Source organism: Allobosea sp. P4_H5 (assembly GCF_056400825.1).
In genome coordinates, this window is the sequence record NZ_JBFUKM010000003.1 from 469,467 (window position 1) to 492,714 (window position 23,248).

At 64.6% G+C, this 23,248-nt stretch carries 22 protein-coding genes and 2 pseudogenes; 9 read left to right on the forward strand and 15 right to left on the reverse strand.

Going from position 1 to position 23,248, the window contains the following annotated elements:
* Positions 1 to 5 precede the first annotated feature (5 nt).
* From AC1DS0_RS08810 to AC1DS0_RS08835, 6 genes are all read right to left on the reverse strand, one after another.
* Positions 6 to 749 (reverse strand): acid phosphatase, encoded by a 744-nt coding sequence (locus AC1DS0_RS08810; RefSeq protein ID WP_476813982.1) that lies wholly within the window; start codon positions 747 to 749, stop codon positions 6 to 8.
* A gap of 128 nt (positions 750 to 877) precedes the next feature.
* The gene (locus AC1DS0_RS08815; RefSeq protein WP_476813983.1) at positions 878 to 1,909 is read right to left on the reverse strand and encodes a DUF1214 domain-containing protein; all 1,032 of its coding nucleotides are present in this window, start codon (positions 1,907 to 1,909) and stop codon (positions 878 to 880) included.
* Positions 1,910 to 1,926: 17 nt separating this feature from the next.
* Positions 1,927 to 3,363: a DUF1254 domain-containing protein gene (locus tag AC1DS0_RS08820; RefSeq protein ID WP_476813984.1), complete on the reverse strand. Its 1,437-nt coding sequence runs from the start codon at positions 3,361 to 3,363 to the stop codon at positions 1,927 to 1,929.
* Positions 3,364 to 3,395: 32 nt separating this feature from the next.
* Positions 3,396 to 4,337, reverse strand: coding sequence for an HlyD family secretion protein (locus tag AC1DS0_RS08825; RefSeq protein WP_476813985.1), 942 nt, complete (start codon positions 4,335 to 4,337; stop codon positions 3,396 to 3,398).
* Positions 4,334 to 4,585, reverse strand: coding sequence for a DUF3302 domain-containing protein (locus AC1DS0_RS08830; RefSeq protein WP_476813986.1), 252 nt, complete (start codon positions 4,583 to 4,585; stop codon positions 4,334 to 4,336). Before AC1DS0_RS08830 ends, AC1DS0_RS08825 begins: the two co-directional genes overlap by 4 nt.
* A 19-nt stretch (positions 4,586 to 4,604) precedes the next feature.
* Positions 4,605 to 5,390, reverse strand: a complete 786-nt coding sequence (locus AC1DS0_RS08835; RefSeq protein ID WP_476813987.1) for a hypothetical protein — start codon at positions 5,388 to 5,390, stop codon at positions 4,605 to 4,607.
* Positions 5,391 to 6,114: 724 nt separating this feature from the next.
* Between AC1DS0_RS08835 and AC1DS0_RS08840 the strand changes: the two genes are divergently transcribed.
* Both AC1DS0_RS08840 and AC1DS0_RS08845 read left to right on the forward strand, forming a co-directional pair.
* Positions 6,115 to 6,804 (forward strand): Crp/Fnr family transcriptional regulator, encoded by a 690-nt coding sequence (locus AC1DS0_RS08840; protein WP_476813988.1) that lies wholly within the window; start codon positions 6,115 to 6,117, stop codon positions 6,802 to 6,804.
* Between the two features lie 72 nt (positions 6,805 to 6,876).
* Positions 6,877 to 8,094: an MFS transporter gene (locus AC1DS0_RS08845; protein WP_476813989.1), complete on the forward strand. Its 1,218-nt coding sequence runs from the start codon at positions 6,877 to 6,879 to the stop codon at positions 8,092 to 8,094.
* Between the two features lie 353 nt (positions 8,095 to 8,447).
* On the opposite strand, the pseudogene AC1DS0_RS08850 reads toward AC1DS0_RS08845, so the two are convergent.
* Positions 8,448 to 8,687: pseudogene (locus tag AC1DS0_RS08850) on the reverse strand (site-specific integrase); the annotation flags it as partial.
* Between the two features lie 76 nt (positions 8,688 to 8,763).
* A complete protein-coding gene (locus tag AC1DS0_RS08855) occupies positions 8,764 to 9,900 on the reverse strand; it encodes a branched-chain amino acid ABC transporter substrate-binding protein (protein ID WP_476813990.1) in 1,137 nt (378 codons plus the stop codon).
* A gap of 288 nt (positions 9,901 to 10,188) precedes the next feature.
* Here AC1DS0_RS08855 and AC1DS0_RS08860 point away from each other — a divergent pair, with 288 nt between their 5' ends.
* From AC1DS0_RS08860 to AC1DS0_RS08885, 6 genes are read left to right on the forward strand one after another with little or no spacing between them, the layout of a single operon-like run.
* Positions 10,189 to 11,106 carry a branched-chain amino acid ABC transporter permease gene (locus AC1DS0_RS08860; RefSeq protein WP_476813991.1) on the forward strand — a complete coding sequence of 306 codons (918 nt, stop codon included), beginning with the start codon at positions 10,189 to 10,191 and terminating at the stop codon, positions 11,104 to 11,106.
* A 4-nt stretch (positions 11,107 to 11,110) separates the two neighbouring features.
* Entirely contained in the window at positions 11,111 to 12,286 is a 1,176-nt protein-coding gene (locus tag AC1DS0_RS08865) for a branched-chain amino acid ABC transporter permease (RefSeq protein ID WP_476813992.1), read from the forward strand.
* A gap of 2 nt (positions 12,287 to 12,288) precedes the next feature.
* Positions 12,289 to 13,089, forward strand: coding sequence for an ABC transporter ATP-binding protein (locus AC1DS0_RS08870; RefSeq protein ID WP_476813993.1), 801 nt, complete (start codon positions 12,289 to 12,291; stop codon positions 13,087 to 13,089).
* On the forward strand, positions 13,076 to 13,774 hold the full coding sequence (locus AC1DS0_RS08875) for an ABC transporter ATP-binding protein (protein WP_377006871.1): 699 nt from the start codon (positions 13,076 to 13,078) through the stop codon (positions 13,772 to 13,774). The genes AC1DS0_RS08870 and AC1DS0_RS08875 overlap by 14 nt, the downstream gene beginning before the upstream one ends.
* Positions 13,775 to 13,792: 18 nt before the next feature.
* Entirely contained in the window at positions 13,793 to 14,941 is a 1,149-nt protein-coding gene (gene argE / locus AC1DS0_RS08880; protein WP_476813994.1) for an acetylornithine deacetylase, read from the forward strand.
* Between the two features lie 46 nt (positions 14,942 to 14,987).
* The gene (locus tag AC1DS0_RS08885) at positions 14,988 to 15,941 is read left to right on the forward strand and encodes a LysR family transcriptional regulator (protein WP_476813995.1); all 954 of its coding nucleotides are present in this window, start codon (positions 14,988 to 14,990) and stop codon (positions 15,939 to 15,941) included.
* Positions 15,942 to 15,975: 34 nt separating this feature from the next.
* Here AC1DS0_RS08885 and AC1DS0_RS08890 read toward each other — a convergent pair whose 3' ends face one another.
* The 5 genes from AC1DS0_RS08890 to AC1DS0_RS08910 all read right to left on the reverse strand — a co-directional run bounded on the left by AC1DS0_RS08890 (position 15,976) and on the right by AC1DS0_RS08910 (position 20,278).
* Entirely contained in the window at positions 15,976 to 16,650 is a 675-nt protein-coding gene (locus tag AC1DS0_RS08890) for a DUF1028 domain-containing protein (RefSeq protein WP_476813996.1), read from the reverse strand.
* Between the two features lie 4 nt (positions 16,651 to 16,654).
* On the reverse strand, positions 16,655 to 17,071 hold the full coding sequence (locus tag AC1DS0_RS08895; RefSeq protein WP_476813997.1) for a RidA family protein: 417 nt from the start codon (positions 17,069 to 17,071) through the stop codon (positions 16,655 to 16,657).
* A gap of 35 nt (positions 17,072 to 17,106) precedes the next feature.
* Positions 17,107 to 18,393 (reverse strand): flavin-containing monooxygenase, encoded by a 1,287-nt coding sequence (locus tag AC1DS0_RS08900; RefSeq protein WP_476813998.1) that lies wholly within the window; start codon positions 18,391 to 18,393, stop codon positions 17,107 to 17,109.
* Between the two features lie 342 nt (positions 18,394 to 18,735).
* Entirely contained in the window at positions 18,736 to 19,725 is a 990-nt protein-coding gene (locus tag AC1DS0_RS08905) for a 3'-5' exonuclease (RefSeq protein WP_476813999.1), read from the reverse strand.
* A 124-nt stretch (positions 19,726 to 19,849) separates the two neighbouring features.
* On the reverse strand, positions 19,850 to 20,278 hold the full coding sequence (locus AC1DS0_RS08910) for a Ros/MucR family transcriptional regulator (protein ID WP_476814000.1): 429 nt from the start codon (positions 20,276 to 20,278) through the stop codon (positions 19,850 to 19,852).
* A gap of 322 nt (positions 20,279 to 20,600) precedes the next feature.
* Between AC1DS0_RS08910 and AC1DS0_RS08915 the strand changes: the two are divergent.
* Positions 20,601 to 21,166: pseudogene (locus AC1DS0_RS08915) on the forward strand (metallophosphoesterase family protein); the annotation flags it as partial.
* 25 nt (positions 21,167 to 21,191) lie between these two features.
* Here the strand turns inward: AC1DS0_RS08915 and AC1DS0_RS08920 are convergent.
* Together AC1DS0_RS08920 and AC1DS0_RS08925 are read right to left on the reverse strand one after the other, a co-directional pair.
* On the reverse strand, positions 21,192 to 21,980 hold the full coding sequence (locus tag AC1DS0_RS08920; protein ID WP_476814001.1) for a metallophosphoesterase: 789 nt from the start codon (positions 21,978 to 21,980) through the stop codon (positions 21,192 to 21,194).
* Between the two features lie 55 nt (positions 21,981 to 22,035).
* Positions 22,036 to 23,136: an HAD family hydrolase gene (locus AC1DS0_RS08925; protein WP_476814002.1), complete on the reverse strand. Its 1,101-nt coding sequence runs from the start codon at positions 23,134 to 23,136 to the stop codon at positions 22,036 to 22,038.
* Positions 23,137 to 23,248: the final 112 nt, after the last annotated feature.

Below are 23,248 nucleotides of genomic sequence, written 5' to 3' on the forward strand. Positions count from 1 at the left end.
CTTGGCTATTGCGCGCCGGGCAGGCCAATTGCGAGAGCCTTGGCCTGCGCTTCGCAATCCTCGTTTGGCTTGGTGCTCCTCTGTCTCGCGGCCGCCAACTCAACGCGCGCGATCGCGATATCCTCGCGGAACTCCGGCACTGCATGGAGCAGCGCAATCGTCGCGGAGGCCATGAAGCGCCCAGCGATGATGTCGCTCTGCCAGTGCACATTGCAGACCATACGGCTCTCGCCGAAGGCGCGGCCGCGCGCGAGGACGGATTGGGCACTTTCAGGATCGACGGTGGCGAGCGCCAGAGCCATCCCCCAGCCGAGGGCCGTGTGGCCCGACGGGTAGGAGCCATCCGCGCGCAATTCCGCATCCTCGTCGGGCGTACAATTCGTCTCGCCATAGGCGACGAAGGGGCGGATCGCCCTGTAGCGATGCTTGGTGTCTTCCGTCGACAGGCCCGTATCGACTGCGATCCGCTGCAACAGCTGATAGAGCCGGGGCATATCCTTTCGCGTGATTGCAACGCCCACGGGGCACGCGAAAACGCCTGTCAGCTTGTCCGGATCCAGGCTCGCATCGCGGATCGCCAGATGCCAACGCGGCGTGCCGCGCAGTGTGGCAGCTCTGGCATGCATCTGCGCATCGAAGGCCGCGGCGGCCGAGCCGGAGGTCGGCGGCGCTGGCAAGAGCGCGGCGCCCGCGAGCCGCTGCTCCTTCTTCCGATAGCCTGCCGGGACCCCGGGAGCGAGCTCGGGCACGCCATCTCGCATCTGGGCTGCAGCATGCGAAGCTCCGCCGCACAGGACGCCGACAGCGCAGAGCAGACGGAAGAATGACCGCGTCGAGGCCGGGGAGGAAGAACGGGGATCAGGCATCGAAATGCGACCTACTTCGCCGCGGCAACCGGAAACGCCCAGCTGCCGCTCAAGATCTCTGCACGGGGCCGGTACAGACGGATCATGTAGTTCCAACCGTTGGTGATCGGCAGGCAATTGGCTATCTTGCCGTCGCACCCGCCAAACTGGATATCGAAGCTGCCGTCGGCGCTCTTCCTCGCGGTGATATTGTTGAGCGAGTAGGCGTTGAGCTCATTCGGGGTGAAGAAGCCTTCCGCGTTGTAGACCGTGACGGACCAGAAGCCGTCGACCGGCACCGTCGCCGGCACCTTCAGACCATAGGCGGTCTTGCCGTCGTTCTTCTCCGGAAAAACATTGAGATAGGTGGCTTCCTTCTCGGGATTGCCGCCCCAGCCGGAGGCCGCCCCCAGCAGGAAGCGCACTGGATCGACTTCCGCTCGGGTGCCGAACATCCGGTTCTTGTCAGGCAGCGTATCGCTGAGAGCGATCAGCAAATCGCGGACCTTCTTCTGACTGGCTTGATCCCAGGCCGGCACTTCGAACCTGCCCGGCCCACCCGGCTGCTCGACCTTGATCGCGTCCTGCGCGGCGTGGGCCTGTGCCATGTCTTGCCGGTTCGCCGGGTCGGCCAGCGTACGGAAGGCCACGGCGGCATAGCGAGTGCCAATGGCGCCGCGCGTTAGCGTATAGCTGCCCGGCTTATAGGCGACCTGGTGCGTGTACTGGTCCTCGTCGAAGACCTGCATCGAGACGAAGCGCTTGCCGGCTTCGGGAATCGTGATCGTGACCTGCCCGGCATCGAGGTCGAACACCGCTGACGAGTAGAGCGTGTCCCGGTTGAGACGGATAATCGTCTGCTTGTCGAGCGGCGCGGGTTCGCGGGTGTGATCGAACTTGCCGAAGCCCCCGTTCCTGACGATGCCTCCGAAGTAGAGATCGGATTCGGCGCGAGCAAAATTCTCGACCGTCACGGGGTTTGCCTTGGGCTCGGGCGCCTGGGCTCGAGCGATGCTGACGGCCGAGAGGACGATCGCAGCGGAAAGGGCAAGCGTCTTTCGCATGATTGTTTCCTTTATCGTCAGTTCGCGCGGACCAGCGGCGGCTGTTTCCAGCTTTGCGCGAGCGCTTCCGGCTTGGGCCAGTAAAGCCGCAGGATCGCCCAGAACGACCCAGGCGGCACAGGAAGCCAATTGGCCTCGAGATTAGGTCCGGGAGATTCGTGCTGGAGATAGAGCGTCACCATCCCATCCGGGTCCTTCTTCAGCGAAGGCAGCATGGGCGAGTTGATCAGGTATCGGTTCAGCCGGTTCGCGAACAGCAGGCTCTGCGGCAGTTCGTAGACGGTGAGCGACCAGAAGGCGTTGACAGGCAGGTCCTTCGTGGGATCGATCCGCATCGTGTAGCGGCCATTCTTGCCATCGAACGGCTTGGCAGCGGAGTCTGTGTAGTAGACGGGATAGAGCGCCTCTTGCTTGGAATTTCCGTAGATGCCCAGCGCGGTCCCCGCCATCCGGGCCATATAGTCGTTCTTCATGAAAGCGCGGGTGCCGAAGCCCTCTGCCGGCGCGCGCTTGCCGGTGTCGAGTTCAGCGGCCTTGAAGGCGGCGAACGCCTTCCAGGCATCGGCCATGCCGTCCTCAAGAGCCTTGCGCCGTTCAGGCGTGAGCTTGGCGATATGCAGCGCCTTGCCCGGTCCGACGCCGATGCGTGCGAAGCGTCGGCGCAAGTCGCGCTCGGAAGGGTGCGTCGGGCAGAAGCGCAGGATGAAGTTCAGGATCTGGAAGAACTCGGCCGAGCTGCGCTGCTGCTCGGGTGACAGCGGCTTGGGAAAGTCGATGGCGGGAGCTGCTTTCGGCGCCGGCTTGCCGAGGAATTGCGAGAGCGGTTGCACCTTGTAGCCCGCCTGGATCGCCTTGACCTTCTCGATGTCGGCCGCCTCGAAGAGTTGGGTTCGATAGAGCACGAAGGCGAAATCGGTTTCGCAGCGGATCACGCTCTTCACGCCCGCAGGCTTGCGCCCCTTCCAGCTCGGCCCGGCGAGCAGGAAGCTGCCAGCCTCGTTGCCGGTAGCGCGGCTGCCGACATAGGCGAAGTTGAAGGTGTACTGGTCGATGAATTGCAGCGAGTAGTAGCGCCCGGCATCCACCGCGGGAACGGAGATCACCAGCGGCTCCGCACGCAGGTCGGCGCCGATATAGGAATAGGGCGTGTCCGAGTTCGGCGTCTGGATCGCCTTGTCTTCGGGCGTATAGACGCGCGCCGTGTTGGCGATCACGTTCCAGGGCGCCTTGAACTCGGGGCCACCGCGGTCCGCAAAGTACGAATACTGGATGCGGTAGTTATCGACGAGCGGGAAGCCCCAGATCGTCGCCTCCTTCGCGATCGCGCGCAACGTCTCGGCTTCGCTCGCCGCGGCCCCCGACGGGTTTGCGGTCGGGCCGAGCAAGCTCCCCGCACCGATGCTCGCGACCGACGCGAGCAGAGCCCGTCTGTTGATGTAAACGGTGCCTGCCATGATGTTATTCTCCCAGCCGAGGTCCGAACGGCTCAGAACGGATTGACGTAGTTGACGATCGCGATCTGCCGGAGGATCACACGGCGGATCAGATGAGCGGGCTTGACCCGCTCGGTGAGGATCGCGGCATCGCCGACGGCCCCTGCGGGAAGCGCGTCGGCAAAGCCAGCGTCATCGAGCTTGACCCGGACGACGAAGGGCGCTGCAACGACGGCGCGGGGCGCGATCGCGCTCCCCGAAGCCTGGGCCTGACCGGTCGCGATCGCCTGCAGGACGCTCTCGACCCGCCCGGTCACAACGACGCCAGGCCGTGGCTTGAACGTCAGCTCGACGGGCTGTCCCGGTTTCACATAGCGAACGGCATTTTGATCGATCGAGACGCCGATCATGGTCTTCGATGTGTCGATGAAGGCCATCACCGGGGCGAGTGGCAGGCTGGCCACCCGTGCCCCCTTCCGCAGGGCGACATTCGTTACATAACCATCGGCCGGAGCGCGGACAGTCGTCTTGTCGAGGTTCCATTGCGCGGCCTCGATCTGCGCGCGCAACTGCCCAACCTCCGCCTCGCGCTGCTCGACATCGAAGCTCCTGCCGGTGCCGCGGCTCTGGAGCTGGTTCATCTGTTCAAGTCGCAATTCGGCAAAGGTCAGCTGGGCTTTGAGCGCCTTGACGCTGGCCTCGAACGGCACCGGGTCGATCCTGAACAGGACGTCTCCCTCCTTGAGCGGCTGATTCGCCTCGACGGGAACGTCGATCACCTCGCCCGCGACCGATGGTACGATGGCCACGGAGTTGCGCACGACGAGCGCGGCGCCCTGGGGAGCGCCCCAGTTCATCGGGATGAAGAGACCGATGAGCAGGAGCAGCAGAACGAGGACCGGCGAGACCTTCCAGAACAGGTTGAAGCGCACGATCCCAAGCTTCACCAGCAGGAAGAGCAGGACGAGATAGACGTTGAGGAGGACGATGATCATCGCACGGCCTCCGCATCATCGGCCGGCCGCAACGGCACGTCGACATAGGCCCAGACCAGCACCACGGGCCACAGCACGAAGCCGAGGAAAAGCGTGACCCAGCCGCCGACGGCGACGGCGGTGGCCCAGGGGTGGCCGCGCCGCCGCGCGATCAGGCCGGGAAGCATTGCAAGCAGGACCACGACGGTGACCGAGCTGAACAGCAGCACGACCAGGACGAGCCAGGCGAAGATATCGAGCACGGACATGATCGTCTCCGGAGCCCCGTCAGAACCGGTAGGTCGCGGCCAGGATCGGGCCGTGCATGGTCGTGCCGTAGAGGAAGCGCCCCTTGCGGTAGTCGACATGCAGGGCGCGATAACCGGCGTGGAACAGCCAGTTCTCATTCCACTGGTAGTTCACCGTGCCGAGCGCCTGCCAGGTCAGCCGGGAGCCCGCATCAAAGCCTCCGACATCCCCCATCAAGGTCACGCTCCATGGCCCGCCCAGGCGAGCGACCAGGCGGGCGGCCACCACCGGATCGAGCCAGCTCTCCCCTTCGGAATGCTGGATGGCAAGGTTCAGCGCGCCGGGGCCGATCGTCAGGCGGTTGTCGAGATTCCAGAAGCGCAGGCCCGCGCCGAGGTCGACGTCGAAGCTGGCGTCACTGTAGAGCCGGTACAGGACAGTGGCCTGCAAGGTGAGTGTCTGCGAGCGCAGCTTCACGCTGGAGAAATACGGCCCCGGCAGCGCTGCTCCCGACGTCACCTGACTGAGCATGGCGTCGGCGATGAAGCCCCAGTTGCCCATCCGCATCTCGGCTACGCCCATCAGCCCGCCGTTGAAGTCCTTCAGGATGTCACCAAAGCTGAGGTCGACCTTGGCGGCGGGCAGCGGCGGCAGCGTCGAGGCGCGCCCATGAAGGGCCGAGGCCCAGCCATAACCGGTGAAGGAGAAGCTCGGAGCGACGACCGGGGCGAACGAGGACGGGGCTTTCACAGCAGGCGCGAGATCCGCGGCGGCTGCCGGCAGGCTGCAGGCCAGGATCGCTGAGACGGCGAGAATCCGCTTCATGAATTCCTACTCTTAATATGGCTTGGAAGGAGCTGGCCGCAGCGCCCGGCGACGAGCTTATTTCGGGCAGACATCCCAGAACCCCTTCGTCCGATCAGCGTCGGTGTAGTACCAACAGTAACCGGATGCCGGCGGGGACCCGGCCCAGCTCGCGGCGGCGGCAGCGGAGACGAAGCCGATGGCTGCGCCGGTTGCGACTGCCATGCCTGGGCGCCACCAATAGGATGCCGGCCTGACCCATCGGACGGGAGGAGGCAGCGGGCGCACGGCCGGCCGCGGCGGGCGGACCGGGCGCGTCGTCACGACGCTACGTCCGGTTGCGACACCGCCACGCGGCCCTCGAACCATGCCCGAGCGAACCACCGTCGCGGCGGGCGTCACTAACCCCGGATCATGGATGGGCATTGCGATCGGCAGGGCAGAAGCCGGCGTCGCTGCCAGAAAGGCGATGACAGTCAAGGCGCCAACCATTAGCAGCTCAGGCTCTCGACGCGTCTGACTTTCCGGCATGGCCATTGCCTCTCCCTCGATTGTTCCGAGACTTCGTGGCCAACGGCCACGATCTATCCTCACACCGTTGCAATACGCCCCGTTCGTTCTGCTCAATGAGCGCAGCAAGTTATGGGTAGCACCAAGAAAAACGGGGGCTGCGCAACCTTCGTGCTAGTGTAGACACCCCAAAATCCGTATTTGTCCGAAATCGGACAATGCCGGAGCTTTTTTTATGAGGCAGATCAGTCGGGTTGAAGCCGATACGATCATGGGCGAGCGTGGCTGGCTGCCGTTGTTACCAAAAGCCTTTCAAACCGCGGTACTGCAGCGCTCGGTCTTGCAGCAATTTGCCCCAGGCGAGACCGTGTTTCGCCTCGATGATCCCGCGGGAGGGGTCTACGGGCTTGTGGCGGGGACCGTCAGCATCAGCCTTGCCCCAGCGGGTGCGACGCCGCGCCTGATTCTCTTGGGCGCTCCCGGCTATTGGACTGGCGAAGGCTGCTTTCTCACGCGGCAGCCGCGTCGCGGCGAGCTGAGGGCGCTGGTCGAAACGACCATGCTGCATCTTCCCCTCGATGCGCTCGATCAGTTGGCCGCGCGCGATCCGGCGGTGGTGCGCCATGTCGCGGTCATGCTGATGATGAACGTCGAGTTCCTGTTTCGCGTGATCCACGATCTCCAGAAGCCCGAGGCGGATCGCAGGATCGCTTCGGTGCTTCAGCGCACGACCTGGATCGGAGAGGCGCCGATCCCGCTGACCCAGAGCGAGATCGGTGTCATGGCGAACGCCTCGCGCAAACAGGTCAACGCCGCCATCAAGCGCTTCTCTGCGGCCGGATGGCTCAGCAACACCTACCGCTCGATCACCATCATCAACCCCGGAGCGCTCCGCCGCTTCGCGGAAGGAGATGGATCCGATTGATCGCGTGTCGGTTCTCCGGCAACGGCCGGTAAGGCTCCAAGCTCGCTCTGCATATCCCGTTTCGAGGACACCATGCCGCCATCCCGACATAGCCTGGCACAGGCCGCGTTGTTCCTCGCCCTCATGGCCAACGCGGCAGGCCAGTCCTTTCTGCTCGTCGTGCTGCCACCGCTCGGGCGCCGCCTCGGATTCACCGACATACAGACGGGAGCGATCCTTTCAGCCTCCGCGCTCTTGCTGATGATCGCGGCGCCGGTCTGGGGTTATCTGAGCGAGCGCATCGGACGCCGCCCCGTCATCATGATCGCCCTTGCCGGCGCGGTGCTGGCTCCCTTGGCGTTCGGCTTCATCGTCGGGCGGCGGCTGGACGGGACGATAAGCGCCGTCCTGGCGCTCGGCCTGTTCTTCGCGGCGCGATCGGCGCAGACGCTACTGTCTGGGGGACTCCTCCCTGCATCTCAGGCCTATGTCGCGGACATCACGGCGCCGGAGGCGCGCGCTGGTGGTATGGGCATCCTCGGCGCAGCCTACGGACTCGGGGCGATCATCGGGTCGGCTCTTGCATGGCGCATCGGAGGCAGCGATGCGGTCCTGGCCCTTCTGCTCGTTTCGGGTCTCGCCGGGCTGGCGCTCATGAGCGTCACACTCATGGCCCCGGAACCGAGGCACGACGATCAGGAGGCCGCCACTCCGACTACCGGGCTCAATCTCTCCCGGATCTGGCCGTTCTTCGCCATCACGCTCGTTTCCATATCCGCCCACAGCATCGTGCAGCAGACCGTGGCGCTCCGCCTGCAAGATGCGTTCGGTTTCACGTCGGACGCCTCTATCGCCAAGGCAGGACTGGCGCTGATGGCAACAGCCTTGGCGATGATTATCGTGCAGGGAGTGGTGTTGCGCATGCTTGCCTTCAAGCCGGAGACGCTGCTTGGCACAGGTGCGCTGCTGGCGGCCGTGGCCCTGCTGCTGGCTGCATTCGCGCGAAGCTACACCGAGCTGTTCGGCGCGCTCGTTCTGCTCGGCGCTGCGCTCGGGTTGATGCTGCCCGGCAACCTTGCTTCACTCAGTCTGCGGGCGGGAGTGGATGCCCAGGGAAAGGCTGCGGGCTTCAATGTGGTCGGCCAGGGAATGGGCCTGGCGATAGGTCCGCTTGCCGGGGCGGCCCTACATCAGATATCGCCGCAAATCCCGTTTCTCGCTGCGGCGCTACTTCTTATAGTCGCCCTCGCTCTGGCAGCCGGCGCTTCGCGAATGCGCTCAGGTCCGACCGTTGGTGAAATTGTTCGGTGACAAGAAGCACGCCGATCATTGAGCTTGGCGTGCAAGTGCCCATGTCCTGTCGAAGGTGATCGAGGACATGCTCCAGGATCACCAGTTCCAGGTGTGGGACAACCGGATCTGAACCAAGGTCCCAGCTGCGGCTTGAAACGGACGAAGCTGGGCCACATCGTGCAATTGTCGGCCGGTCGCTGGCCAAATGCGCCAGGAGCCGACATTCGAGGTAAGCCCGAAAGCGGAAGTTGGCAGCCCGAGCTATCTCCATCCGCTTCCGACTCTTTGCGGACATGCACAAGCACCGCGGCGAGATTGGCGAGCCGCGGGCTAGGGAGTCCAGCGCGAGGCCCCCAGTGGCGGTGGTGGAGCTATAGGTCCGTTTGCTCCGACAGGATCAGGGCATCATCAACTTCGATGCCAAGGTAACGGACGGTGCTTTCCAGCTTGGAATGGCCCAGTAGCAACTGACAGGCCCGAAGGTTTCCGGTTCTCTAGCAGATCAACGCAACTTTCGTCCGCCGAAGGCTGTGCGTCCCGTAGAGCGCGGGATCGAGGCCTATCAAGGCGACTCGGCCATCGAGGAGCCGGCCGTATTGTCGCGTATCCAAGCGCCCAGATGCGAATGAAGCGGGTCCGCGTCGTCCGCCGACCCGCTTCCGAAAGCGGCTGCTCAGGATAGGGCTGTCAGCGCGTCGTCCAGGCGCCGTTCTTCACCGTGCGCAACTCGAGTTCGACCGGCAGCTTGGTCTGGCCGTTCTCGTCGAAGCTGGTGTGGCCCATCGCGCCGTCGTACTGCGTCTCACGGATCGCCTTGGCGATGGCGGCCTTGTCCTTGGTGCCGGCCTTCTTGATCGCCTCGATGAGGATGTTGGCGGAATCGAAGGCATTCTTGGTGTAGGTCGTCGCCGGCTCGGCGAAGTTCGCAGCCTGATAATCCTTGGTCAGCTTCTCCAGCTGCGGATTGCCCTTCTCCTTGACGATGCCGGAGACGGTGCCTTCGGCAGCCGCGCCGGCGATCTTGATGAACTCCGCGTCATGGAAGCCGTCGACGCCGATCATCGGTATGGCCATGCCGAGCTCGACCATCTGCTGGCGCACCAGCCCTGCTTCGGTGACGACACCGCCGAAATAGATCGCGTCGGGGGCGCTGCCTTTGACCTTGGTCAGCAGAGCGCGGAAGTCGGTCGTGCCGACCGGCACGGCTTCGGCGGCCACGATGGAGCCGCCCGCGGCCTTGTAGAACCTCGAGAAGTTCTGGGAGTTGGCGAAGCCGTAGTCGCTCGTATCGGAAACGATCGCGACCTTCTTGCCGACCGACTCGGCGGCCCATTTGGCCAAGGGCTCGTTGGTGTTGACCAGCGTCGTCACGACCCGCGAGATCATCGGGTTGTTCCGCTCGGTGATCTTGGGCGAGATCGCGCCCCAGACGATGAAGGGCACACCGGCGCGCTGGAAGACCTGGATGGTCGCCAGTGCGACGCCGCTGTTCCAGTGGCCGGTCGCGGCTGCCACCTGCGGATCATTGGTGAGCTTCAGCGCTGCGGCGACGCCGGTCTGCGGGTTGGCGGCGTCGTCGAGGATGACGGCCTCCAGCTTGAAGGGCAGGCCTGCCTTGTTCGCCTGATCGATGGCGAGCTGGAAGCCGTTGCGGGCCGAAAGGCCTTGCTGGGCGTTGCCGCCGCTCAGCGGGCCGATGAAGCCGATCTTGACGGTTTCCTGGGCGTAGGCCGTCGCAGCGCTCCATGCCATCGCCGCGGCGATCGTCGAGGCGCGCAGCAATGCCGAAAATGAGCCGGTGCCGGCGCCGAACTTGAAAGTCATGATCCCCTCCAGGATGTATGTCGAGCTCCAACGGTCGGCCATGCCGGTCCCGAAGATGCTTCGGCGGGACAATCCGCCGTTCCGGAAACGCGAAGCAAATCGGATATTTCGAACCCCGGGCCCCGGTTTCCCTAAGCAACTGGCCGGGAGCGGAACGAACCCATCCGGCTGCTGCCTCAAGACAATCAAAGCAGAGATTCCGAAATTACGACTCCTGTCCGCATGCGGGCTGGTGCACAGCCGGGCAAGCGGCCACAAGGCGACTGCCAAGACAAAGAGGGGAACGGAATGGCCGAGCAGCTCCTGCAACAGATCCTGAACTGGATCACGCTCGGCTCGATCTATGCCCTGATTGCGGTCGGCTTCAGCCTGCTCTTCGGCGTGCTGAACATCATCCATTTCTCCCATGGCGACGTGGCGTTGATCGCACCGTTCCTGGCGCTCGCGCTGATACAGACCTTCGCGGCGGCGCTCGGGGCGGCAGCGACGCCGGGCACCATGCTGCTCGCCGTCGCGCTCGCCATCGCGCTGACGGGGCTGCTCGGCATCCTGCTCGACTTCCTCGTCATCCAGCGCTTCCGCAACGCGCCCGCGATGATGGCCCTGGTCGCCACCGTCGCGCTCGGCATCGTGCTGCGCGAGCTGATCCGCCATCTCTTCCCCAACGGCTCGAATCCGCATGCGGTGCCGCGTCTCGTCCAGGGCAGCATCAATGCGCTCGGCGTGACGGTGCCGGTCTTCAACCTCGTCGCAATCGCGGTTTCGGTGCTGTGTGTGAGCGGGCTCTTCTTCCTGCTCGGCAACACCCGACTCGGCCTTCACATCAAGGCCGTCTCGCAGGACCGCGACGCCGCGCGCCTGCTCTCGATCGCGCCCGGAAAGATCTTCCGGATCACCTTCTTCATCGCCTCGGCGGTCGGCGCCGTCGGCGGCCTGTTCTTCGCAGGCTATGCCGGCATCGTCCGCTTCGACTTCAGCATCGATGTCGGGCTGATCGGCTTTTCCGCGGCGGTGGTCGGCGGGTTGGGCTCGATGCCCGGCGCGATCATCGGCAGCCTGGTGATCGCCGGCCTCGACACGCTGGTGCAGGCGGTGGTGCCGAACGGCGCGGCCTATCGCCTGGTCTTCGTCTTCCTGCTGGTGATCGGCGTGCTGGTGTTCCGGCCGGCCGGCCTCTTCGGCCGCACCGTCGTCGAAAAGGTCTGAACCGATGACGGATGTGACAGTCCCCGCCCGCGCGACGCTCGGCGCCGCCAGTGGCCTCGTGCTCGTCGCGCTGACGGAGATCGCGGGCGCCGCCTTCCTGCGCCAGTTCCTGCTGGTCGACGACTGGCGCGCGGTGGTCGGCCTGCTCGCTTTGTTCGGCGGCGCGCTCGTCGCGATGCAGCGCCTGCCGGCGATCGAGGCCGGCATCGAGCAGGCTTTCGGCGCTAACCGGCGCTTCGCGGCGCTGCTCGGCATCGCGATCGTGCTCGCCTTTCCCTTCGTGCTGCAGAACAGCTCCTATGCGCTGCATCTGCTGATCATCGCGCAGCTCTATGCCGTGCTGGCATTGGCGCTGAACTTCCAGCTCGGCAGCGCCAACATCCCGAACTTCGCCACCGGCGCCTCATACGGCATCGGCGCCTATGCCTCGGCCCTGCTCGCTCTGCACTGGGACGTCAGCTTCTGGCTGGCGCTGCCGGCCTCGGCGGTGGTCGCTACCATCTTCGGCTTTCTGCTCGGCATCCCCTCGATGCGCACGCGGGACAGCTATCTGGCGCTGGTGACGATCGCCTTCGGCGTCGTCGTGCACCAGCTCCTCAACAATCTGGAATTTACCGGCGGCCCCAACGGGCTGGTGGGAATCCCGGCGCCGGAGCTCTTCGGCCACTCCTTCGCCTCGCCCCTCGTGATCTTCGGGCATTCGCTGCCGTCCCAGGCGAATTTCTACTACCTCTCGGCGCTGCTCGTCGGCGTGGCGATCCTGTTCGCCGGGCGGCTGCACCATTCGCGGATCGGCCTGGCCTGGAACGCGCTGCGGGCGGACGAGCTCGCCGCTCGCTGCCAGGGCATCAACACGACCTGGTACAAGGTGCTTGCCTTCGCAGTGGACGCGTTCCTGGCCGGCTTTGCGGGCACGATCTACGCCTTCTATGTCGGCTTCATCTCGCCCGACAACTTCACCTTCCTGGTCTCGGTGACGATCATGACCATGGTCATCGCAGGCGGCATGGACAACACGCTCGGCGTGATCGTCGGCGCCTTCCTGCTGACGCTGCTGCCCGAGAAGCTGCGCGCCTTCTCCGACTACCGCATCCTGTTCTTCGGCATCACCGTGATCGCCTTCCTGATGATCCGCCCGCAGGGAATCTTCCCGCAGCGGCTGCGCCGCTACGGAGGCTGACCATGGATTCCGCGATCATCCTGCAAGGCCAGGACCTGACCATGCGCTTCGGCGGCCTGGTCGCCATGGCCGAGGTCGACTTCTCGCTGCGCAAGGGCGAGGTTCTCGGCATCATCGGGCCGAACGGGGCCGGCAAGTCGACCCTGCTCAACATCATCACAGGGCTCTACGTGCCGTCCTCCGGCGAGGTCCGGCTGGAAGGCGAATTGCTCAACGGCCAGCCAGCGCATCGCATCGTCGCCAAGGGGATCGCGCGCACCTTCCAGTCGAGCCGGCTCTTCGCGGACCTTTCGGTGCTCGACAACGTCATCATCGGCCGCCACACCCACATGAAGACCGGGGTGTTCGATGCGATCTTCAACCGCCGCAAGGCCGATGCCGAGCTCGACGCCGCAGCCGAGATCGCCGAGCGCCTGCTGAAGGCGGTCTCGCGCGAGCTCCACGCCCAGCGCCACAGGCCGGCGGGCGAGCTGCCGCAGGCCGACCGCAGGCGCCTCGAGATCGCCCGCGCGCTGGCGAGCGAGCCCAAGGTGCTGCTGCTCGACGAACCTTCCTCCGGCATGGACGATGCCGACACCGACGCGCTGATGGACGATATCCGCTCGGTCTGCGCCGAGCGGCCGGACCTCGCCCTGATGATCATCGAGCACGACATGCGGTTGATCGCATCGCTGCCGCAGCGGGTGCTGGTCCTCGACTACGGCCAGAAGCTCGCCGAGGGCACCTTCGAGGAGGTCCGCCTGATCCCGCGTGTGCAGGAGGCCTATCTCGGCCGCAAGGGGGCGCAGCATGCTCAGGCTTGAGAACGTCGACACCAATTACGGCGTGGTGGCGATGCTGCGCGACGTCTCGCTCAGCGTCGAGCCGGGCGAGCTGGTCTGCATCCTCGGGCCCAACGGCGCCGGAAAGACCACGATCTTCCGGGCGATCTCGGCGCTTCTGCCGCTGGCGCGCGGCCGCATCGCGATCATGGGGCAGGACCTCAAGGGCTCGCGGACCGAGGCGCTGAGCGCGCTCGGCGTCGGCTTCGTGCCGGAGGGCCGGCGCCTCTTCGGCGACATTTCGGTGCGCGACAACATCCGCCTGGGCTACGAGGCGCAGGGGCACCAGGCCGGGTTCGAGGACCGGCTGGAGGAGATGCTGGAGCTGTTTCCGCGCGTTCGCGAACGCATCCGCCAGCGCGCCGGCACGCTTTCGGGCGGCGAGCAGGCGATGGTGGCGCTGGCGCGCGCGCTCGTCGGCAAGCCGAAATTCGTGATCATGGACGAGCCGTCGCTCGGCCTCTCGCCGAAGCTGATCGACGAGTATTTCGACACGGTCGCGGCCGTGAACCGCAACGGCACGACCGTGCTGCTGATCGAGCAGAATGCCGAGATGGCGCTCTCCATCGCCCATCGCGGCATCCTGCTCACCAAGGGGCGGGTCGTGGCGGCGGGAAACGCCGCCGAGCTGCTCGGCAGCGATGCCGTGCGGCATTTGTATCTCTAAGCCCAGGCAAACGCGGCGATGGACACGCTGACGATCCTCGACAGGCTGGTGGGTTTCGCCACGGTCAGCCGTGATCCGAACCGGCCGCTGATCGATTTCGTGCGCAACTTCCTCGCCGGGCATGGCATCGAGAGCGAGATCATCGAGGCCGAGGATGGGCGCAAGGCCAATCTGTTCGCCACCATCGGCCCCAAGGACCGGCCGGGCGTCATGCTCTCCGGCCACACCGACGTCGTGCCCGTGGACGGCCAGGACTGGAGCCACGACCCGTTCCGGTTGAGGATCGCGGACGGTCGCGCCTATGGACGCGGCACAGCCGACATGAAGGGCTTCGTCGCCTCGGCGCTCGCGCTGGCCGCGCGGGCCTCGGCGCGCAAGCTCGAGACGCCGCTCCATCTCGCCTTCAGCCATGACGAGGAGATCGGCTGCGTCGGCGTGCGCTCGCTGATCGAGCGGCTGGCTGGCCGGCCGCTGCGGCCGAAGCTCGCCATCATCGGCGAGCCGACGGCGATGGCGATCGCGACCGGGCACAAGGGCAAGCTCGCGGCGCGGGCGACCTGCTGCGGCGTCACCGGGCACTCCGCTTTGGCGCCGAACACGCTGAACGCCATCCATCTCGCCTGCGATTTCATCGGCGCGCTGCGCGGGCTGCAGAGCGAGATCGAGCGGGACGGCTCGCGCGACACCGATTACGACATCCCCTACACCACGCTGCATGCGGGGCGCATCGCGGGCGGGACCGCACTCAACATCGTACCGGAGCGCTGCACGATCGATTTCGAGATCCGCAACGTCGCCGAGGACGACCCCGAGGCGGTCCTGGCCCGGCTGATGGACGAGGCGGCCGCCCTCGTCGCAGCGCGGCGCGAGCGCTTTCCGGATGCCGGGATCGGTTTCGAGCGCCTGAACGACTATCCGGGGCTGGCGATGCCGGTTTCCTCCGAGGCCGTCGCCTTCCTGCGCGGGATCCTCGACGAAAGCGCCCTGTGCAAAGTGGCCTTCGGCACCGAGGGCGGGCTGTTCTCCCAGCGGCTGGGAATCCCGGTGTTGGTCTGCGGGCCGGGCTCGATGGAGCAGGGGCACAAGGCGGACGAGTTCATCGCGCTCGTCCAACTCGCGGCCTGCGACCGGATGATGGACCGGCTGCTCGACAGGATCGCGGCCTGATCCTCCGCTTTGCCGGCCCGCTTCTATCGTGCTTTATGCTGGCCAGATGCGGTTCTCCTTGCGCCAACTCGAATATTTCATCGCGGCCGGCGAGACGGGCAGCATCACCCTCGCCTCCGAGATGATCCATATCTCGCAGCCTTCCATCTCGACCGCGATCTCGCATCTGGAGCGGGAGCTGAATGTGCAGCTCTTCATCCGCCATCACGCCCAGGGCCTGTCGCTGACGCCGGTCGGCCGGGCGCTGCTGAGCGAGGCGAAACGGGTCGTCGGCCAGGCCGAAAGCCTCTACACCGTCGCTGCGGACACGATTGGCACCGTGCGTGGCACGCTCTCGCTCGGCTGCATGGTGACGCTGGCGCCGATGCTGGTCCCGGAGCTCAGCAATGGTTTCGTCGCGGCTTTCCCAGAGACCACGATCCGCCATGTCGAGGGCAACCAGGAGGATCTTCTGAGGGGGCTGCGCCGTTCCGAGGTCGATGTGGCTTTGACCTACGATCTGCAGGTGCCCGACGACATCGCGTTCGTACCGCTGGTCAACTTGCCGCCCCATATCGTCGTGGCGGATACGCACCCGCTGGCGCAGCAGAGCGCGGCCACGCTCGAGGAACTGGCGGAACAGCCGCTCGTGCTGCTCGACCTTCCGCTGAGCCGCGAATATTTCCTGGCCTTGTTCATGACTGCGGGCGTCGTACCGACGATCGCGGCGCGCTCGGCCTATCCGGACGTGGTGCGGGCGATGGTCGCCAACGGCGCCGGCTATGCGCTGTTCAACGTGCGGCCGCGCTCTGATCAGTCGCTCGATGGGCGTAAGCTGGTCTCGATCCGGCTCGCCGGCCAGCATCGCCCGATGACGATCGGCGTCGCGACGCTGGCGTCGCTCGCCAAGTCGAAGCTGATCGAGGCCTTCCAGGCGCATTGCGAAGCGCGCATTTCGCGCGCCTACATCCCCGGCATGATCGCTCCGGTCATGACGGACCGGACGCGCGTCGAGGCTTGACCTCACTGCGACCAGCGGAGCGGCAACTCGTGGCTCACTCGTCTCCAGGAACGCCATAGGACGGCGCCTGCCGCGGATCGATCGCGCGCTGGATGTAGGCGTCGAGCTGGGGCTTGTAGACCTCCCAGGCCGTCGCCACCGCCTCGATCGGGCAGTCTTCCGTCCAGTCGCAGCGCAGATCGGCGACCGGCCAGCTGACCTTGTCGACGATCTTGAGCCCCGCCGAACGCACCGGCCCGGCTTCACCGCCAGCCGCCAGGCCGGCACGCATCGCCGCGATCAGCCGGTCGCCGAGATCGCCGGAAGAGGAGAGGAAACCGTCGACGATCGCCTGCGGCACGCCGTCATTGGCCAGGAGATTGCCGCCGGAGGCGACGTCCCGTGCTTGCGCCTGCGTCCAGATTCCCAGCGAATTCGGGCCGGAATGGATCGCGGTCTCGCCGTCGCGGTCAACCGCCAGGACCTGGCGGTATTCGATGAACTTGCCGCGCCGGCGGACCTCGGCTATCGCCGCGGCAGCGCTCATACCGCCTTCCATCAGGTCGAGCGCCAGCGGGCCCAGCGTCGGGTCGGTGACGTTCTGCGAGGCGACGGCTCCGACGCCGGCGCGCGCGTAGGAGCAGCGCGCCGCGACGGCCGGCGAGGACGAGGAGATCGCGACCCCGAACATGCCGGTCCGGGCGCAGCGGGCGACCAGAGAGAAGGTCACGCGATCACTCCGGGATCACGGCGGTGCCGTCGATCTCGACCAGCCATTCCGGCCGAGCAAGCGCCTGCACCACGAGGCCGGTCGAGACCGGATGCACGCCCTTGAGGTATTCGCCCATGGTGCGATAGACCGCCTCGCGATGGCGAACGTCGGTGATGTAGACGACGACCTTGACCAGATGCTCCATCGAGCCGCCGGCCTCTTCGATCAGCTGCTTGATGTTCTGCATGACCTTGTGGGTCTGCTCGGCCGGGTCGTGGCTGTCGAGGTTCTTGGCATCGTCGAGGTTCTGCGGGCACTGGCCGCGCAGCCAGACGATCTTGCCGCCCTGGGTCACCACCGCCTGGGCGAGGTCATTGTCGAGCTTCTGCTCGGGATAGGTGTCCTTGGTATTGAACTTGCGGATGCGGGTATGCGCCATCTCGGCCTCCGTCGGGTCTGTTGAAGTGTGTCGGGTCAGGCCAGTTCGAGCTCGCCCCGGGCGGCGGCGTGATAGGCCATGTACTGGCGCTGGATCACGATCTGGTCGGCGACGTATTTCGCATCGTGCCAGACGCCCCAGATGAAGCTGGAGCCGCGCCGCGACTGCCAGGGCAGGCCGAGGAAGTAGATGCCGGGTTCAGAGGAGACGCCGCGCTGATGCTTGGGCTTGCCGCTCTCGTCGAAGGCGTCGACCTGCATCCAGCCGTAATCGGCGAGAAAACCCGTCGCCCAGATGATCGTGCCGATGCCGGCCTCCGCGAGATCGAGCGACAGGATCGGCCGGGCGATGCAGTCGGCATCCGGGACGCGGTCGCGGGCGTTAGGCTCCTCGGGCAGGTCGAGGCCGTTGCGGGCGACATAGGCGTCGGCCTCGTCGAGCAGGGCGTCATGGTTCTCATCGCCTGCCCGCAGGTTCTCGACGAGATCGGGCGCGAAGCGGACGACGCCGTCCGTGCAGGATTCCGTACGCCCGACCAGGATCATGCCCTGGGCGGCGAGGCGGCGAAAATCGATGGTATGGCCGCCATGCGCGCCGCTGACGGCGATGGTGACATGCTCCTTGCCCGCTTCACGGGTTGCTGCGTCCCATTTGCCGAGCACTCCCAGCCACCAGCAGAAATCACGGCCGCGATAGCCCCGCGGCGGCCGGTCGTGCGGGCCGACCGAGAGATAGACGCGCCGTCCCGCCTGCATCAGCTCTTCGGCGATCTGGGTGCCGGACGAGCCGGAACCGACGACCAGCACCGCACCATCAGGCAATTGCGCGGGATTGCGGTAGCCGGTGGAGTGCATCTGCAGCAGCCCGGCCCGCTCGGGAACCGCGGCGGGGATGATGGGCGTCTGGAAGGGCCCGGTCGCGGCGACGATGCGCTCGGCCTCGATCACGCCTTCCGAGGTCTCGACCCGGAAGCCGGGGCGGCCCGGGTTGCGCTCGACCTTCAGCACCTCGACGCCGCAGCGGATGGGGGCCGCGATTTTCTTGGCAAAGGCGACGAAATAATCGGCGACGGTTTCCTTGCCCGGAAAATCGTCCGGCCCGACGCTGCTTTCGACATCGGCGAAGGTCATGCCGGGAAAGCGGTCATGCCAGGCCGGACCGTTGGCGACGAGCGAGTCCCAGCGTTCAGAGCGCCAGCGCTCGGCGATGCGATGCCGCTCCAGCACGAGATGCGGCACGCTGCTGCGGCCAAGATGCTCGCTCATGGCAAGCCCCGCCTGGCCGGCACCGATGACGAGCGTGTCTATCTTCTCAACTGACATTGTCCGCCCTTGCCGATTTTTTCGCGCCCCGCCCCGGGGGACGCGTTACGGCATTGGTCTAATGGGCGGCTCGATCCCGGAAAAATATGAAATCTTGCGGCAGTGCTTAGGAAGCCCCGAAACGGTCGGATAGGGCTGTCGGTCGGCCGCTCTACGCGCAGGCAGACGAACATGTTGACATGCTCGGGTCTTGGCCGCCGGGGCATTCCGATGAAGAAGAGCGAGGTTGACACTGGCGGAAATCCGGGCCAGCGACTTGTGCAATCGCTGACTGCACTGCCCCAAACCCGACGCTCCCAACTTCGGCTAAGGGCCAGCTTCTGTCAGAGTGATGGCCGTCCGTTAGGCACGGTATCGATCATGCGCTGTAAGCCGCAGTATCAATGGCTCCGCATCCTCCCAGCAGTAAATCTCAGTGCGGAGGTAGCGGACCTCTTCCTCCTCGAGCGCGTCATCGATCTCCGTCCACCAAGCTCTCGGCCTGCCGTCGCTTCCATCCGACCAGCGATAGCCTCTGCCTTTGAGGTGGTCCTTCATGTCGAATGGCGCGTTCTCCGCATAGATGCGGACGCGGCTACGCTCGCTTGACCGTAAGAGCTGCGAGAATGGCGGCGCACCACCCTCCCCCGCCGGCCTCGCCAGTACCTCCAAAAGCGCATTACAATCATCCGTCGCGCGGTGGCCCTCATGGAACAGGCCAGTTTGGCCCACGAGGTATCCGAGTTTGTTTCCCTCGAAGCCAAGATCCGCCCACCGAATCTCCTTGACCGAACACGCCCAGGCTTTCGATACGAAGGACCACGAGAGCTTTTCGCAGAACGGCCGGTCGAACGCTGCATTATGGGCGATCACGAGATCGGCAGGCTCGATCAATGCATCTAGCGCTGTAACATCGATATCGCGCCCAGCAACCATCTCGTCAGTAATGCCCGTCAGCCGCGTAATTTCTGCCGGAATCGGGGCCGAGGGCTGACGCAGGCCGCTATAGATGCCCACGACGTCGCCGATCGATCCCTCGTCGTAGGTGAAGGCGACAGCTCCAATTTCTATGATCTCGTCCTTGGCGTGGTTGAGACCTGTCGTCTCCGTATCGACCAGGACCGCAAGGTTTGGAAACGCGCTTTCCGCGCGCGGGATCACCGCGCGCGGCACGAGTTTGCGCAGAACCCTGTAGCGACCGCCCTGCTCCAGCCGCTGCGCAGCTTCTTCCTCATTCCAACCTGCTGAAAGCGCCGGCGCACTGGCCCCACGCTTTCGCGGGGCCGGTCGAGGCGCCTCCCTGTAGCCGGGTGCGTCGTCGAACAGGTCGATCTGGGTGGATACTGACTTCATTGTGCAGCCGTCACTTCCTTCGCCGGCCGTCTGTCCGTCGGCGCCAAAACAAGAAAGTCGGGATCGTGCTCGCTCTCGAAGCGGACACAGTCCAAGCGTCGGCGAGCGCAGGCCCGCTCCGATGCTAGGCCGCCTTGCCGCGCGGACTCTTCCTGCGCTGCTGCCCCAGACCCATGGACTTGGCCAGGTTCGAGCGAGCTTCGGCATAGGCAGGAGCAACCATCGGATAGTCCGGCGGCAGGCCCCATTTCGCGCGATACTCATCGGGCGTCATGTCGTAGGCCGTGCGCAGGTGGCGCTTGAGCGACTTGAACTTCTTCCCATCCTCCAAGCAGATCAGGAAGTCGGCCGTGATCGACTTTTTGATCGAGACTGCCGGCGCGGGCTTCTCGGCGGGCGTCGGCAAGGCCGGCTCTTTGCCCAAGGCCGTGATCGCCGAATGAATGGTGGCGATCAGTGCGGGAAGCTCCGCCGCTGGAACGCTGTTATTCGACACGTAGGCCGATACGATATGGGCAACGAGATCGATGGTTTCCGCGTTGGCTTCTGACATCTCAAACTCCGGCGGCTTCTCTGCAGAGAATCCATTTCGATACAGCGTCTAATGTTTTCGAGCAGATCAAGGCAAATTATCGCCCGGGCTCGCCTGATTGTCTGTTTGCGCCCCCTTTTTTTCTAGAGGCACGCCGCGGACCTTGAAAAAGTCCACGCACGAATGTGAGAGCAACCGCTTCAGGGGGCGGATGCGAATCTCATACTGCCAAGCCGGAGTAGCCCGCCGACTATGGTGACAAGCCTCTGGGCTTGCCTTGCAGGCTGATTTTGTTGCGGACAAGCTCAGTAGCGTTTCTATCGGACCATGCCACGCACCCATTATGCTGCTTGGGAACTTGCTTACGGATGGAGGCTTGAGCGTCATTTCCGGTTTTCGCTTCGTCCATTGCGCGGATCTGCACATAAACGCCCCGCTAAAGTCACTGGCGCTGCGGAACCCCGAGCTCGCTGAGCTAGTGGCGAGCGCGACGCGAAAGGCGTTCGTCGCGACGATTGATCTGTGCCTCGATGAGAAAGTCGATGCGCTGCTGATCGCGGGCGACCTCTACGACGGCGATCAGACGTCCATGAAAACGGCCGGCTCTATCGCCGCGCAGCTCCGCCGGCTCGATGAAGCCGAAATTCGGACATTCGGAATTCGCGGCAATCACGATGCCGAGTCGCGGATCGCCAGGGAACTTGTTTTTCCCGACAGCGTCGCGTTTTTCAAAGGTTCAGCGGCAGCCATTCCCCTGCCCGGCAAGGTCGGCCGCCGAGATGTCGTTGTCCACGGAATCAGCTTTCCGAAGCCTCACGCCCCGGAAAGCTTGCTGCCGAAGTTCAAGGCGACGGTGGAGGGGCCATCAATATCGCGCTTCTGCACACGAGCTTCGCTGGCGCTGAAGGAGGAGAACGTTGCCATCAGCGCGGGTTCAAACCTCTATGACGCAATGCGGATCAAACCCGGGATTTTCTCGGTCACCATGCAGGTTTGGATAGCCAGCCTGATTTGCGAAGATCCGCGTACGGCCGATTCTATAGTCATGTGATCCATGGTTGTGACCGTGAATCCAGATTTCCGGCTGAAACTCCTCGATGAGCGTACCAAGGTCTGATGCGAAGGCGGGCGAAAGTGAACTTCCCTGGTGTCGGGGCTGCACAGATCCTGGATGCGGTGCATGATGAGTGACGACGACAGTCGGCCCATCGTGGACAGCCGCGAGTTCGCTGCGGATGAATGCTAGGTCGAGCCGATGCTCGGCGGCAGCGTGCCACGGCATAAATCGGCTATAGTGGCCATCATGCTCACGGTATCGGATCAGCCGATGATCGTTGAGCTCCTGCCCGGCCACGATCATCGACATCTTGGGCCTTCCATGCAGCCGATAATCCGTCCACAGAATGCAGCCGATAAATCGCACTCCGTCGATGACAACCGACTGGCGGGCAAGGAGTTCTATACCGGCCAACTCCGCTGCCGCACGACCGTTGGCAAGGGCCGACTTCATTTCGCTCCCGTAGAATTCGTGGTTCCCGGGGATATAGATCACCGGGCGATCCTTCAGGGTTTTCTGCCGTTCGGATTGAATCCACTCGATCGCGGCGGTGACGGGCTTGCCAATGTCGCCGGCGAACACTGCAACATCGAAGTCCGGTAGAGCCGAAGAAAATTTGAACGGGCCGAATTCGAGGTGCAAATCAGAAATGACGAGCAAGCGCATACAGCCTCCAATCGATTGAGATTGAGGAAACTCGAACAGGTATGACCTACGGCAGTCAGCCTGCCTTTGCCGCGGCAATTCGCTCGAACAGCTGAGCGATGGCAGGCGGTGCATAAATGGATGCGCGCGCCGCGAACGAGGCTTCGAATTCCGGGATTGGCATCGCGAAAGCGCCCGCATCGGTCGGGCCGACGATATCGGCCTCCAGACTATCCCCCGTAAACAAGACTTCGGGCGGCTGCAGCGCGAGCTGGTTGCAGACCAGTTGATAGATCTCACGCTGAGGCTTCATCAGACCCACTTGAAATGACAGCACGAGCGCATCCGGCTCCCCCGGAAGCTGCGCGAGCAGCGCCTGTTCGTAGGGCACCGCCAAGTTTGAGCAAACGGCGATCTTGAGCCCTGCCCGGCGCAAGGCTGCCCATATTTGCTCCATGCCCGGTCGCAGTTGGACCGAAGCGCATTCCGCCGCAACATCTGCTTCGAGTCCCGCTAGCCGCTCGTCACTTTCTGGCGCGGCCATGTCTCGCGAGAGTTCCCGCAACCCGACAGATTGTGTGAGTGCTCTGACGGCAAGCGTCGAAGGCTCGTTCTGCAGAAGCGTGTGAAACGGGCGGCGCTTGTCGGCGATCTCGACAACGGTGCCGAACGCATCAAAGCAAATGGCCTTGATCCCATCAGATTGGGCGCCCGTCCAAACGATGTCACTCTCCGTATGGGCCGTCGCATCTAGGGCGATCTCGGTCCGCGGGCTTGCACCCTCTCCCCCTGCAGAGAGGTGCCGACGAACCGTCATCTGTTCCTCGAATGAGCCGTAAAGGAGCTCGAGCGGAGCGCGGCCGTGGAAAGGAGCAAGCTGACGCGGGCGCGACAGCCACCTACGCTCCTCGCGTGCACCCGCGATCGGCATAAAGAGCAGACGGAGGTCAGCAAACACCCCAAGGGCAACAGAAACACGCATCAACGTATCTGTTTCGAGGGCAAGCGACTTGTGCTGTTGAGCGATTTCAGCCCATTCGCGTAACGTCGCGACGTCGCACGCCAGCAGCCTTGACTGCTGCTCTTCGGATAAATTCCATCGGCGCCCAATGTTTAAGAATGTCCGCATCGCCGGCGCGCTCACGCGGGCGCGTTCTTCGAAGCTCGCTTCGATCATGACAATCCTCGTTCTGGAGTGAGTGTCCTCGCCAGCGATAGCGAGGCGTCGGCGCGCAACCGGGAACTCGGCTGCGCACTTCAGGCCAGTGCTAAGTCCACTGACTAGCGCC

Bases quoted from the DNA above. Each gene is read 5' to 3' on its own strand.
- AC1DS0_RS08835 (WP_476813987.1), bottom strand. From the start codon at position 5,390: ATGAAGCGGATTCTCGCCGTCTCAGCGATCCTGGCCTGCAGCCTGCCG.
- AC1DS0_RS08860 (WP_476813991.1), top strand. From the start codon at position 10,189: ATGGCCGAGCAGCTCCTGCAACAGATCCTGAACTGGATCACGCTCGGC.
- AC1DS0_RS08825 (WP_476813985.1), bottom strand. From the start codon at position 4,337: ATGATCATCGTCCTCCTCAACGTCTATCTCGTCCTGCTCTTCCTGCTG.
- AC1DS0_RS08905 (WP_476813999.1), bottom strand. From the start codon at position 19,725: ATGAAGTCAGTATCCACCCAGATCGACCTGTTCGACGACGCACCCGGC.
- AC1DS0_RS08925 (WP_476814002.1), bottom strand. From the start codon at position 23,136: ATGATCGAAGCGAGCTTCGAAGAACGCGCCCGCGTGAGCGCGCCGGCG.
- AC1DS0_RS08830 (WP_476813986.1), bottom strand. From the start codon at position 4,585: ATGTCCGTGCTCGATATCTTCGCCTGGCTCGTCCTGGTCGTGCTGCTG.
- AC1DS0_RS08840 (WP_476813988.1), top strand. From the start codon at position 6,115: ATGAGGCAGATCAGTCGGGTTGAAGCCGATACGATCATGGGCGAGCGT.
- argE (WP_476813994.1), top strand. From the start codon at position 13,793: ATGGACACGCTGACGATCCTCGACAGGCTGGTGGGTTTCGCCACGGTC.
- AC1DS0_RS08875 (WP_377006871.1), top strand. From the start codon at position 13,076: ATGCTCAGGCTTGAGAACGTCGACACCAATTACGGCGTGGTGGCGATG.
- AC1DS0_RS08920 (WP_476814001.1), bottom strand. From the start codon at position 21,980: ATGCGCTTGCTCGTCATTTCTGATTTGCACCTCGAATTCGGCCCGTTC.
- AC1DS0_RS08895 (WP_476813997.1), bottom strand. From the start codon at position 17,071: ATGGCGCATACCCGCATCCGCAAGTTCAATACCAAGGACACCTATCCC.
- AC1DS0_RS08900 (WP_476813998.1), bottom strand. From the start codon at position 18,393: ATGTCAGTTGAGAAGATAGACACGCTCGTCATCGGTGCCGGCCAGGCG.
- AC1DS0_RS08865 (WP_476813992.1), top strand. From the start codon at position 11,111: ATGACGGATGTGACAGTCCCCGCCCGCGCGACGCTCGGCGCCGCCAGT.
- AC1DS0_RS08815 (WP_476813983.1), bottom strand. From the start codon at position 1,909: ATGCGAAAGACGCTTGCCCTTTCCGCTGCGATCGTCCTCTCGGCCGTC.
- AC1DS0_RS08845 (WP_476813989.1), top strand. From the start codon at position 6,877: ATGCCGCCATCCCGACATAGCCTGGCACAGGCCGCGTTGTTCCTCGCC.
- AC1DS0_RS08855 (WP_476813990.1), bottom strand. From the start codon at position 9,900: ATGACTTTCAAGTTCGGCGCCGGCACCGGCTCATTTTCGGCATTGCTG.
- AC1DS0_RS08870 (WP_476813993.1), top strand. From the start codon at position 12,289: ATGGATTCCGCGATCATCCTGCAAGGCCAGGACCTGACCATGCGCTTC.
- AC1DS0_RS08885 (WP_476813995.1), top strand. From the start codon at position 14,988: ATGCGGTTCTCCTTGCGCCAACTCGAATATTTCATCGCGGCCGGCGAG.
- AC1DS0_RS08910 (WP_476814000.1), bottom strand. From the start codon at position 20,278: ATGTCAGAAGCCAACGCGGAAACCATCGATCTCGTTGCCCATATCGTA.
- AC1DS0_RS08820 (WP_476813984.1), bottom strand. From the start codon at position 3,363: ATGGCAGGCACCGTTTACATCAACAGACGGGCTCTGCTCGCGTCGGTC.